Below are 12,197 nucleotides of genomic sequence, written 5' to 3'. Positions count from 1 at the left end.
GATTGCGGGCAAGGAAAAGCCCCCGGCCGGACGGTCGGGGGCTTTTTCCTGCATACGGGCTGCCGGGGGTGAGGGGCTGCCTCACCCCCGGCTCGTCACTCCTGCCCGCTCGTCACTCCTGGATGAACGCCTTCACGTAGGACTGGCGCAGCGGCTGGATCAGGTAGTCCAGCGGGGTGCGGGCGGACAGCACGATGCGGGCCTCCACCGGCATGCCGGCCTTGATCTTCATGTGACGGACCTCGTGGCTGTCGGCGTCCTTCAGGCGGATGCGGGCCAGGTAATATTCCTGGCGGGTCGCGTTGTCGGTCAGGCGGTCGGCCGACACATAGGACACGGTGCCGTCGATGGTGCCGACGACGCGGCTGTCATAGGCGGTCAGCTGCACCTTCACCGGCAGGTCGACGGCCATCGACTTGATGTCCTTCGGCTGGATGCGGACCTCGGCCAGCAGGGCCTTGTCGTCGGGGACGATATCCAGCACCGGCTCGTTGGCGGTGATGCTGCCGCCGACGGCCGGGTGGCCGTACATCACGACGTTGCCGGCGTCCGGCGCCTTGACGGTGCGGTTGTCCAGGCGGTTCTTTGCGTCGCGGATCTGCTCGGCCAGCTTCTGGGCGTCGCCGCGGGCCTTGTCCAGCTCGACCAGCACCTTCTCGCGGAAGTCGCTGCGGCGGCGGACCAGATCGCCCTGGGCATCGACGGCCTGCTGGCGCGACTGCGACATGCGGGCTTCCAACTCATGGTCCTGGGCGTGGAGCTGCGCGTTCTCCTTCTGCGCCGCCACCAGCTTGGTGCGGGTGGAGTTGCCGCGGTCCAGCAGGCCCTGGGTGATCTGGATGTCCTCGTCCGACAGCTTGATCTCGCGGGCCAGGAAGGCGCGCTGCTTCTCCAGGCTCTGCACCTCGTCGCCCAGCGTGGCGATGCGGTCCTTGGTCAGCTTGGCTTCGGTGTCGAGCTGGGTGCGGCGGACCTGGAACAGCTTCTCCTGGTTCGCCATGGCGTTCTCGACCGCCGGCTCCTTGGCGCGGCGGGCGGCGAGAGCGTCGGGCCATTCGATGGCCGGCTTCTCGAACAGCTCGGCCGACAGGCGCGCTTCGGAGGCCAGCGTGTCGAACAGGGCGGCGTTCAGCATCTCGAGCCGGGTCTGCGCCTCGGTGCTGTCCAGCCGCATCAGGACCTGGCCGGCTTCGACCCGGTCGCCCTCATTGACCATGATGGCGCTGATCACGCCGCCCTCGGTGTTCTTCACCACCTTGCGGCCGGTTTCCGGCGCCAGCGAACCCGAGGCGCTGATCGCGCTGTGCAGGGGGGCCACCGCCGCCCAGCCGGCCATGCCGCCGAAGCCGACCGCCAGGACTAGGAAGCCGCCCAGCAGCAGGCCGCGGGCATTGGTTTCCGGCATCGCCGCCCGCAGCGCATGGATCGAGGTGATGGTCGCCGTCTTGCGCGACGGCTTGCCGGCGGGGGTCTCGGGGCCGTTGTCGCTGGAGAGCGGGGCGGGGAAGGTCGTGGTCATCGTGGTCATGGGACTTCCTTGGCTCTGTCGGGTCTGGCGTCAGCCGGATGGTCGGTCTCGGGGGCGGTGCCAGCGGTCAGCCGGCGGCCCCTGCCGTGGCGGCGGCCGGACCCTGAGGGCCGAGATTGCGCAGACGGGCGAGGTTGACGGCGCCGGGCTGGGCCTGCTGCTGCTCCGGACGCGGCAGCTCCATCGCCATGCCGTTCTTCAGGACATAGGTGTGGTCGGACATATCGACGAAAATCGGGGCGTGGGTCATGACAATGGTGGTCGCCCCGCGCTCCTTGCTGGCCGCGACGAAGGCGCGGACCGCCTTGATCCCCAGCTCGTCCAGGCCGGCGGTCGGCTCGTCCAGCACCAGCAGCGGCGGCTGGCCGAAGGCGGCGCGGGCAAGGCCGATCAGACGGGCGCTGGCGCCGGTGATCGGGGACAGCGGGTCGTTGACCTCGGTCTCGTAACCCATGGGCAGGCTTTCGACCCACTCATGGATGCCGACGGCCTTGGCAGCCTCTTCCACCTGTTCGCGGGTGGCGGTGGTGAAGCGGGCGATGTTGTCGGCGATGCTGCCGGGCAGAAGATCGACCTGCTGCGGCAGGTAGCCGATGCCCTGGTCGGGGCTGTCGGGGGTCAGGGTGGCGACGGACAGGCCGCCCAGCCGCACCGTGCCGGCCGACGGCAGGGCGACACCGGCCAGCAGGCGGGCCAGCACCGACTTGCCCGACCGGTTGGGGCCGGCGATGCAGACGGTCTCGCCCGGCTCGACCGACAGGGTGACGCTGCGCAGGATCGGCTTCTGGTCGCGGGGGGAGACGAACAGCAGGTTCTCGACGGTCAGGCGCTCGCTCTCGACGGGCACGGAGGGACGCTCCGGCTCACGCGACAGGCGCTTCAGCAGCGGCAGCAGGCGGCGGACGGCCTGGGCGGAGCGGACCAGCCCGCCCCAGGCGCCGGCGGTCTGTTCGATCGGGGCGAGGCCGCGGCCGACCAGCATCGAGGTGGCGATCATGCCGCCGAAGGACAGGTGCTGCTCGATCACCAGCCAGGCGCCGATGCCCGTCACGGCGATCTGCAGGACCATGCGGACCCACTTGGTGGCGGCGCCGATGGCGGCGCTGCGCTCATAACCCTGACCCTGCATGGCGCTGGCGGTCAGGAAGTCGCGGTTGACGGCGTCCAGCGAGGCGTTGCCCATGCGCAGGCCGCGCACGGTGTCGGAGCGCGACGCCAGCGCTTCGAACAGCTTCTGGGCGCGGCCGGCCGGCAGCTTGCTCTCGTCGTTGATGTCCTTGACGGCCACATAGCCGATCCACCCCATCACCGCCATGATCAGCATCGACACGACCAGCACCAGCGCCAGCATCGGGTGGATGACGTAGATGCCGATGACGTAGAGCGGGGCCCAGGGCAGGTCCATCAGCGCCGGCAGCGACGGACGCGAGAAGGCGCCCTTCAGCTCGATCAGGTCGGCGAGCGGGCCGTTGTCCGGACGGCCGCGGCCGGCGGCGTCCAGCGCGTCGGCGGTCAACCGGCGGCGCCACCGCACCTCCAGCGCGTTGCCGGCACGGGCCAGCAGGCGCGAGCGCACCATCTCCAGAAGACCGCTCAGCGTCAGCGCCATCACGACGATGACGGTCAGCATGGCCAGGGTATCGTAATTGCCGGACGGGATGGCGCGGCTGAACACCTGAAGCGAATAAAGCGGCATGGCAAGCATCAGCGCATTGATGGTGGCGCTGAAGATAAATGTACTAACAAGTATCCTGGTGAAATAACCGCGATTGAATGAGGCTTCCGGCTTATCATTGCCGGGCTGTCGAATAGAGTTGGACTTGGTCGAAACAGGCATAAAACAGCCCTCCAATTGTCACCGGTCGGCGCAGTGCCCACTGGATGCAGGCGAGACCAGAGAACGCGATCTTGGTAAATGGGACCTTAACATTCGGGGACGTCACAGGATTGCCACCGGATGCCACCACTTTTGCGCAGAATTACCTCGGTATTGTTTGTTCCTTCGGAGGTGACTTGGTGCCGGTGCTGGCGGAGGGGGCATGACCTATGGCCGGTTGGAGGGGGCAGGCATTACCGCTATCGTGCCAGCTTTGGCGGTTCCCTGCGGCGGTTCTGCCGGTCCACCCCAACCACAGCCGGAGATGATGATGGAAGGGCGCAAGGTCCCCTCGGTGGTGTTCAAGACCCGCGTGCGCGACGAGAGCGTCGGCGGACCCAACCCGTTCCGCTGGCAGGACGTGCGGAGCGACGAGCTGTTCAAGGGCAAGCGGGTGGTGGTGTTCTCGCTGCCCGGCGCCTTCACGCCGACCTGCTCCAACGAGCAGTGCCCGGCCTTCGAGCGTCTCCATGACGACTTCAAGGCTCTGGGCATCGACGAGGTCTATTGCATCAGCGTCAACGACGCCTTCGTCATGTACCAGTGGGGCAAGAGCTTGAACCTGCAGAAGGTGAAGCTGATCCCCGACGGGTCGGGCCATTTCACCCGTCGCATGGGCATGCTGATCGACAAGGACAGCCTGGGCTTCGGCTTCCGCTCCTGGCGCTATGCCATGGTCGTGAAGGACGGCGTCATCGAGAAGTGGTTCGAGGAGCCGGGCATCAACGACGAAGGCGAGAACGGCGATCCCTACGGCGAATCCTCGCCGGAGAACGTGCTCGCTTTCCTGCGGAGCTGAGCGGCCCGATTCGGCGCCCGGCCGGCCCGGCCGCCGGGATGATCTCGGACTGACGGCGCAAGGCCGGCGGAGCGGCGGCTCCGCCGGCCTTTTCCATGGCTGCCCGAAGCCCCGCCGGCGACCGTCGCCGGGGTTGGGTTGCGCATGGTCGTGCATGTGCGTGTATCAGAAATTTATCAGGGCTTTTTGTTAGACAATCACCATTCTCTTGCTACCTTCCGCAGAGGTTCCGGCGGATGGAGTGCAGCAGGTGGCAGAGAATCGGCCGCTCCTGTGTTTTCTGGTTGCATGTTTCGTGGCGGTGCTGGCGCTGCTGTCGTCCTTCGGTGCCGCTCCGGCCAGTGCCGATGCCACCGCGCCGCCGCTCGCTCCCCACAATGTTGTGCTCGCCAAGAGTTCGGTGTCGGGGCTGGCGGCCGGCGCCTTCATGGCGCTCCAGTTCCACGTCGCCCATTCGGGCGAGATGGCCGGTGTCGGTCTGGTGGCCGGCGGTCCCTATCTCTGCGCAGCCGAGAATCCGCTTCTGGCGGCGGCCTGCATGCAGGGCAATCCGCTCTGGCCGCGCGGCCAGCCGCTGTACGAAGCGGCCCAGCCGCTGGCGGCGGCCGGGGCCATCGACCCGCTCGACCGGCTGGCGCAGGCACAGGTCTACCTGTTCAGCGGCCGCGCCGACATGGTGGTGAACCGCAAGGCGGTGGAGGAGGCGGAGGCCTTCTATCGTGCCGCCCATGTGCCGGCGAACCAGATGCGGATGGAAACCGGGCTGGATGCCGGCAACGGCTTCATTGCGCCGGGCGGGGCCAACGACTGCAACGCCAACCGCAGCCCTTATGTCAATGCCTGCGGCGACTATGACCAGGCCGGCCGGATCCTGTCGCACATCTATGGCGGGTTGAACCCGCCGGCTCCCGACATGCCGGCGGCCACTCCCTTCGACCAGACGCCGTTCGGCGATCCGGACCGCACGGGGCTGGCCTCTGCCGGCTATGTCTATGTGCCCCCCGCCTGCGGGCGCGGAGCGGCCTGTGCCGTGCACATCGTTTTTCACGGATGCCGCCAGTCCGCGGCCGAGGTCGGCGATGCCGTGACCACCGGCGCCGGCTTCAACCGCTGGGCGGCCAACAACAATCTGATCGTGCTCTACCCGCAGCTGTCGCCGCGCAATTCCGCGGATCCGATTGCCTGCTGGGACTGGGTCGGCAGGACCGGGACGGAATACGCGACCAAGGGCGGGGCGCAGATCGCCGCTGTCCACGCAATGTTGACAACCCTTTCAGGGCAAAGGTGACCCTTTTCATGACCATTTCGAACAAAGCGATTCTCAAGACCGCGTTTGCGGCGCTCCTCGTCCTGGCGCCGCTTCCCGTGGCCGCGCAAAGCGCTGCCCAGATCAGGCTGTCGGACCTGAGGCTGAAGATCGACCCGGCCCAGACCACGGTGTCGGGCATTTCGTCGGGCGCCTATATGGCCGGGCAGTTCCAGGTCGCCTATTCGGGGCTGGTCAAGGCGGCCGGGCTCGTCGCCGGCGGTCCTTACGACTGCGCCGAGGTGTCGACGGGCGGCGTCGCCACGGCCATCGTGGCGCTGAAGCGCTGCATGGACGTGGCGATGGGCGCGCCCGATGTCGATGCCCTGGTCGCCAACGCCAAGGCGCGCGAAAAGGCGAAGGAGATCGACCCGCTGTCCAACATGGCGCAGTCGAAGATTTACCTGTTCAATGGCGACAACGACGTGACGGTGAAGCGGCCGGTCGCCGACGCCACCGACCGCTTCTACCGGGCGCTGGGGGTGGCGGAGGCCAACCTCTCCTATGTGAAGCTGCCGAAGGCGGCCCATGCCTACATCACCGACGGCTATGGTGCGGCCTGCGACTTCATCCCGAAGGAGGGTGAGAAGAGCGAGTATATCAACAACTGCCAGTACGATCAGGCGGGTGCCATCGTCCGCTTCTTCTATGCCGATGCCAGGACCCCGAACGCCCCCGCCGCGGCCCGCCCGCCGCAGCTGTTCAACCAGGCACCCTTCGTCGGCGACACCAGCCGCAGCGGCATGGCCAAGACCGGCTACATCTATGTTCCGGAAGCCTGCGAGGGCGGCCAGCAGACCTGCCGCATCCATGTCGCCTTCCACGGCTGCCAGATGGCGTCGAACCTGATCGGCGACCATTTCGCCGTGAATGCCGGCTACAACCGCTGGGCCGACGTCAACAACATCGTCGTGCTGTATCCGCAGATCGACGGCGCTGCCAAGCCGACCTCCAACCCGAAGGCCTGTTGGGACTGGTTCGGCTACACCGGCTATGATTTCGCCCGCAAGAGCGGCTTCCAGATGACCGCGGTGCGTAAGATGATCGGCGCGCTCGCCGGGGAGTGAGCGTCCGCTTTCCATAAAAAAGCCCCTCTCCGGCGGACCGGAGAGGGGCTTTTCCTGACCTTGGGGCGATCAGGCCTTGAGGATGCCGCGGCCGGCGAAGCGGGCTGCGACGCCGAGCTGCTCCTCGATGCGGATCAGCTGGTTGTACTTGGCGAGGCGATCCGAACGGCTGAGAGAGCCGGTCTTGATCTGGCCGCAGTTGGTGGCGACCGCCAGATCGGCGATGGTGCTGTCCTCGGTCTCGCCCGAGCGGTGCGACAGGACGGCGGTGTAGCCGGCCTTGTGCGCCATGTCGACCGCTTCCAGCGTCTCCGACAGCGTGCCGATCTGGTTGACCTTCACCAGGATCGAGTTGGCGACACCTTGGCGGATGCCCTGGGCCAGACGCTTGGGGTTGGTGACGAACAGGTCGTCGCCGACCAGCTGCACCTTGCTGCCGATGGCGTCGGTCAGCGCCTTCCAGCCTTCCCAGTCGTCTTCCGCCATGCCGTCCTCGATCGAGATGATCGGGTAGCGGCCGGCCAGATCGGCCCAGTAGGCGACCATCTGCTCGGGCGACAGCGACTTGCCTTCGCCGGCCAGCTCATACTTGCCGTTCTTGAAGAACTCGGTCGAGGCGGCGTCGAGCGCCAGCATGACGTCGTCGCCCGGCTTGTAGCCGGCGGCCTCGATGGCCTTCATGACGAAGCCGAGCGCCTCGTCGGTCGAGCCGATGTTGGGGGCGAAGCCGCCCTCGTCGCCGACATTGGTGTTGTGGCCGGCGTCCTTCAGCTTCTTCTTCAGCGACTGGAAGATCTCGGAACCCATGCGGATGGCGTCGGCGCCGGTCTCGGCACCCACCGGCATGATCATGAATTCCTGGATGTCGATGGGGTTGTCGGCGTGGGCGCCGCCGTTGATGATGTTCATCATCGGCACCGGCAGCAGCGAGGCGAAGGCGCCGCCGACATAGCGGTAGAGCGGCAGGCCGGCATCCTCGGCGGCGGCGCGGGCGACCGCCAGCGACACGCCCAGGATGGCGTTGGCGCCCAGACGGCTCTTGTTCTCGGTGCCGTCCAGGTCGATCATCGCGAGGTCGATGCCGCGCTGGTCGTCGGCGTCCAGACCGGCGAGCGCGTCATAGATCTCACCGTTGACGGATTCGACCGCCTTCAGCACGCCCTTGCCGCCGAAGCGGGACTTGTCGCCGTCGCGCAGCTCGACCGCCTCATGGGCGCCGGTGGAGGCGCCCGACGGTACCGCGGCGCGGCCGAAGGCGCCGCTGTCCAGCGCAACGTCGACTTCCACGGTCGGGTTGCCGCGGCTGTCCAGGATTTCGCGGGCGTGAATCTCGGTGATGACGCTCATGATCGGTCGATCCTTCGAGGAATGGCAGCCGCGTTGTCTCGCAGGCCGCGTTTTAAGGCGCGCAGGCTTGATAGCCCCGACGTCCGGGCGATGCAATATCTGCTTCGGCTTACAACCCCGCACGGATGCGCGGATTCAAGCCGGAAATCAGAGAAATCCCTCCACCATCGCGGCGAATTCGGCCGGGCGCTCGGCATGCAGCCAATGCCCGACCCCCTCGATCATGCGGATGTCCGCCTTGGGGAAGTGGCGGCGGATGGCGTCGTGATGCTCCGGCCGGATGTAGTCCGACGCGCCGCCGCCGATAAACAGCGCCGGCCCGTCATAGCGGGCGCCGCCGAAATCGGGGAAGCCGATCAGCTTGTCCATGTTCGCGCCGATGGAGTCGAGGTTGATCCGCCAGGAGAAGACGCCGTTCTCCAGCACCAGATTCTGCATCAGAAAGGAGCGCAGCGGCGCTTCCGGCACGGCATCGGCCAGTTGCGCCTCCACCTCCGGCCGGCGCGTGGCCCCCTCCAGCTTCGCGGCCTTCATCGCGGCGACGAAGGGGGCGTGGGTGTGGGTGTAGGCGACCGGGGCGATGTCGGCGACCACCAGCCGCTCCACCCGGTCGGGATGGGCCAGCGCCAGCGCCATGGCGGTCTTGCCGCCCATCGAATGGCCGACGATTGTGGCGCGGGCGAAGCCGCGGTCGTCGAGGAAGCGCAGCACGTCGGCCGCCATCTCCGGATAGCTCATGCCCTCGGCCCAGGGCGCACCGCCATGGTTGCGCAGGTCCAGCGCATAGACCCGCCGCGATTCGCCGAAGCGGCGGGCCAGGGTCTGCCAGTTGCGGGCCGAGCCGAACAGGCCGTGCAGGACCAGCATCGGCGTTCCGCCGTTGGCTTCGCCGGCTTCCAGATAGGTCAGAGGGAGGGCTTGCTGCGGCATGTCGGGGCCTTCGACCGTGGAGGAATGAGATGCGTTCTGGACGAATGCGGGCCGCGATCCTATGACGAACGCGGCCGCATCGCTAGGATGCCGCCGGGCATCATCCGCATCACAGAAGCGACCCTGCCATCGTGTTCCGTCATATCCTGTCCGTCGGCGGCCTGACCCTGGCCAGCCGGGTGCTCGGTTTCCTGCGCGACGTGCTGACCGCGGCGCTGCTCGGCGCCGGGCCGGTCGCCGACGCCTTCTTCGTCGCCTTCCGCCTGCCGAACCATTTCCGCGCCCTGTTCGCCGAGGGTGCCTTCAACTCCGCTTTCGTGCCGCTGTTCTCGGGCAAGCTGGTGCAGGACGGGGCAGCATCCGCCCGCCGCTTCGCCGACGAGGTGATGACCCTGCTGGTCATCGTGCAGTTGGTGCTGCTGCTGGCGGTGCTGGCCTTCATGCCGCAATTCATGACGGTCTTCGCCCCCGGCTTCGCCGACGAACCGGAGAAGTTCCGGCTGGCCGTTCTGTTCACCAGCATCACCTTCCCTTATCTGCTGCTGATCTCGCTGGTGTCGCTTTATGGCGGCGTGCTGAACAGCATGAGCCGTTTCGGCTCGGCCGCCGCCGCACCGATCCTGATGAATCTGTGCCTGATCGCAGCGCTGGTGATCGGCACGCCGCTGATGCCGACGGCCGGGCATGCGCTGTCCTGGGGCGTGCTGGCGTCGGGGGTCGCGCAGTTTCTCTATCTGGCCTGGGACGCAAGGCGGGCCGACATGGCCCTGCGGCCGGTGATGCCGCGCCTGTCGCCCAACGTGAAGCGCTTCCTGGCGGTTCTGGGGCCGGCGGCTCTGGGGTCCGGCCTGACGCAGATCAGTCTGTTCGCCGACACGCTGATCGCCTCGGCCCTGCCGACCGGGGCGGTGTCCTACCTCTATTACGCCGACCGGTTGAACCAGCTGCCGCTGGGGGTGATCGGCATTGCCGTCGGGACCGTTCTGCTTCCGGAAATGTCCAAGCGGATCAAGAGCGGCGACGAGGCCGGCGCGGTCGACAGCCAGAACCGCGCCATCGAGCTGTCGCTGGTGCTGACCCTGCCGGCCGCCATCGCCTTCCTGGTGGCCGGCACGCCGATCCTGTCGGTGCTGTTCCAGCGCGGCGCCTTCGGCCCGTCGGACGCCGCGGCCTCCGCCCTTACCCTGCAAGCCTATGCGCTGGGCCTGCCGGCCTTCGTGGTGATCCGCAGCCTCGTCAACGGCTTCTATGCCCGCCACGACACGGCGACGCCGGTTCGGGTGGCGCTGGCGGCGGTCGGCATCAATGTGGCGCTGAAACTGGCGCTGATGGGGCCGCTGGCCCAGGTCGGGCTGGCGGTCGCCACCTCTGTCGGTGCCTGGGTCAATGCCGGGCTGCTGGCGCTGCTGCTGCACCGCCGCGGCCTGTTCCGGGCGGATGCGCGGCTGACCCGCAACCTGCCGCGCATGGCCATCGCCGCCGTCGCCATGGCCGGCGCCCTGTGGCTGGCGACCGAGCGGCTCGCCCCCTGGCTGGGTGCCGCCGGCATGGTAGAGCGGCTGGGCGGCCTGGTTGTGCTGGCGACGGTCGGGCTGACGGTCTATGCCGTGGCTGCGGTGCTGCTGGGGCTGGTGCGGCGCAGCGACCTTGGCCGTCTGCGCCGCCGCCGGGCGAAAGCGTGAGTTGGGGGGATGGAGCTTTGTCCTCGTGTTGCTTTGTCGGGCAAGATTTACACGGATGTCACGGATTTAGACACGGATTACACGGATTTTCTTTTTGACTTGCTTCGCTGCGGGCTGGCGGTGGGTCTGCACGCTGCGGTGACGCGATCCGTGTAATCCGTGCATAAATCCGTGAAATCCGTGTCGATCTTGCCGAACACGCCTGCTCCTCTCCAAGTATCCTCCTGCCTCACCCCTCTGTCTGCAAAGGCCGTTCCGGATCGGCGCTCCATTCCGACATGGAGCCGTCATAGAGCCGCACGCCGGGCACCCCGGCGATTTCGCTGAGCGCGAACCAGGACACCGAGGCGAGGTGGCCGGTGTTGCAGAAGGTGATGGGCTGGTCGCGCAAGGGCAGGCCGGCCCGGTCGGCCATCGCCTTCACCGCGTCGGGCGTGGCGAAGCGGTGTTCGGCCGCCGAGAAGAGCGGGGCGATGTCCAAATTGACGGCGCCCGGGATGGTGCCGGGAGCGCGGGCCTGCGGGCTCTTGGCCTTGCCGGCGAACTGCTCGGCCGACCGCGCATCGTGCAGCGGCACGGCCCCGGCCGTCACGGCGGCCTCGACATCCTCCACGGTGGCGCGCAGGCCGGCGCGCGGTTGGGTGGAGAAGCTGGTCGGCTTGCGCACCGCCGGCTCGGGCGTCACCGGTCCGCCGGCGGCGACCCAGGCGGCGAAACCGCCATCCAGCACCGACACCGCGTCATGGCCCAGCATCTTGAAGGTCCAGTAGACGCGGGTGGCGTTGCCCATGTCGGACGCGTTGGCGCCGGCCGCGACCAGCACCACATGGTCGCCGTTGCCGATCCCCAGCCCGCCGATCAGCCCAGCCAGAACCCCAGGTTCCGGCAGCATTCCGGCCCCGCCACCGACCACAGTCCGCCAGCCGGCCGTTGCGTAGTCGGAATGAACCGATCCCGGAACGAAGCCGCCGGCGGGCGGGGTTCGCACGTCGAGGACGACGATGCCGGGGCTGTCGAGCCGGCTTTTCAGCCAGGAAGCGTCCACAAGCGGGGAAATGCTGCTGTCGGTCATCACGGTGAACCCGGTTCCGGTTGGTCGGTTGCCTTGCCCTACCGTGATCGTTGCTCAGTCGCAACGGATTGCCCGGCAGGCCGGCGGATGCCCGCCCGGCGGGCTGCCGGTAGGGGCGAAGCAGTGTGGGCGAAGCGCCGGTGCGGGAAAAGCCCAATCTTGTCGCAATCCCGGCCGGTCGGTGGCGTTGCCGGCTAACCCGTCCGGGGTGTAGGATGTTCCGTTCGTATAGGAAGGCGCCCCTTTCCGGCGCGGGAGCTTGGACAGCCATGGCCAACATCGACGACCTGCTCGGCGCGCCCGACCCCAACGACGGCGACGCCTCGTCCTTCGCTATCGGCGACGCGCCGGTGGAGATCAAGGTCGTTATCGGCACCGCCATGCTCCGCGTCCGCGACCTCTTGAAGCTGGGCCGCGGCGCCGTCGTGGAACTCGACCGCCATCTGAAGGACCCGACCGACGTCTATGTCGAAGGCGTGCTGGTCGCCCGCGGCGAGGTTGCGATCATCGACGACAAGATCGGCGTCACCCTGACCGACTTCATCAAGTCCAGCCGCGAATGGAAGCGTTGATCGCGGTCCTTTCCCTTT

At 67.7% G+C, this 12,197-nt stretch carries 10 protein-coding genes; 5 read left to right on the top strand and 5 right to left on the bottom strand.

What is annotated here, in order from left to right; genetic code table 11:
- Positions 1-112: 112 nt before the first annotated feature.
- Positions 113-1,528 (bottom strand): HlyD family type I secretion periplasmic adaptor subunit, encoded by a 1,416-nt coding sequence (locus ABNQ39_RS21385; RefSeq protein ID WP_376960310.1) that lies wholly within the window; start codon positions 1,526-1,528, stop codon positions 113-115.
- Between the two features lie 67 nt (positions 1,529-1,595).
- Entirely contained in the window at positions 1,596-3,224 is a 1,629-nt protein-coding gene (locus tag ABNQ39_RS21380) for a type I secretion system permease/ATPase (protein ID WP_376960308.1), read from the bottom strand.
- 451 nt (positions 3,225-3,675) lie between these two features.
- Here ABNQ39_RS21380 and ABNQ39_RS21375 point away from each other — a divergent pair, with 451 nt between their 5' ends.
- From ABNQ39_RS21375 to ABNQ39_RS21365, 3 genes are all read left to right on the top strand, one after another.
- A complete protein-coding gene (locus ABNQ39_RS21375; protein WP_376960306.1) occupies positions 3,676-4,203 on the top strand; it encodes a peroxiredoxin in 528 nt (175 codons plus the stop codon).
- 295 nt (positions 4,204-4,498) lie between these two features.
- The gene (locus ABNQ39_RS21370; RefSeq protein ID WP_376960304.1) at positions 4,499-5,491 is read left to right on the top strand and encodes an extracellular catalytic domain type 2 short-chain-length polyhydroxyalkanoate depolymerase; all 993 of its coding nucleotides are present in this window, start codon (positions 4,499-4,501) and stop codon (positions 5,489-5,491) included.
- Between the two features lie 8 nt (positions 5,492-5,499).
- A complete protein-coding gene (locus ABNQ39_RS21365) occupies positions 5,500-6,576 on the top strand; it encodes an extracellular catalytic domain type 2 short-chain-length polyhydroxyalkanoate depolymerase (protein ID WP_376960302.1) in 1,077 nt (358 codons plus the stop codon).
- Between the two features lie 69 nt (positions 6,577-6,645).
- On the opposite strand, the gene eno is transcribed toward ABNQ39_RS21365, so the two are convergent.
- Together eno and ABNQ39_RS21355 are read right to left on the bottom strand one after the other, a co-directional pair.
- Complete coding sequence (gene eno, locus ABNQ39_RS21360; RefSeq protein WP_174470298.1) at positions 6,646-7,923, bottom strand: phosphopyruvate hydratase; 1,278 nt, start codon at positions 7,921-7,923, stop codon at positions 6,646-6,648.
- Positions 7,924-8,070: 147 nt separating this feature from the next.
- Positions 8,071-8,853: an alpha/beta fold hydrolase gene (locus tag ABNQ39_RS21355; protein WP_376960300.1), complete on the bottom strand. Its 783-nt coding sequence runs from the start codon at positions 8,851-8,853 to the stop codon at positions 8,071-8,073.
- Between the two features lie 131 nt (positions 8,854-8,984).
- Here ABNQ39_RS21355 and murJ point away from each other — a divergent pair, with 131 nt between their 5' ends.
- Positions 8,985-10,535, top strand: coding sequence for a murein biosynthesis integral membrane protein MurJ (murJ, locus tag ABNQ39_RS21350; RefSeq protein WP_376960298.1), 1,551 nt, complete (start codon positions 8,985-8,987; stop codon positions 10,533-10,535).
- Between the two features lie 229 nt (positions 10,536-10,764).
- On the opposite strand, the gene ABNQ39_RS21345 is transcribed toward murJ, so the two are convergent.
- On the bottom strand, positions 10,765-11,607 hold the full coding sequence (locus ABNQ39_RS21345) for a sulfurtransferase (protein ID WP_376960296.1): 843 nt from the start codon (positions 11,605-11,607) through the stop codon (positions 10,765-10,767).
- A gap of 269 nt (positions 11,608-11,876) precedes the next feature.
- On the opposite strand from ABNQ39_RS21345, the gene fliN reads away from it, so the two are divergent.
- Entirely contained in the window at positions 11,877-12,179 is a 303-nt protein-coding gene (fliN, locus tag ABNQ39_RS21340; RefSeq protein WP_014188019.1) for a flagellar motor switch protein FliN, read from the top strand.
- The last annotated feature ends 18 nt before the right edge of the window (positions 12,180-12,197 follow it).

Source organism: Azospirillum sp. A26, from assembly GCF_042604635.1.
Lineage (GTDB): Bacteria > Pseudomonadota > Alphaproteobacteria > Azospirillales > Azospirillaceae > Azospirillum > Azospirillum palustre.
This window is presented reverse-complemented; position numbering and strand designations above follow the sequence as displayed.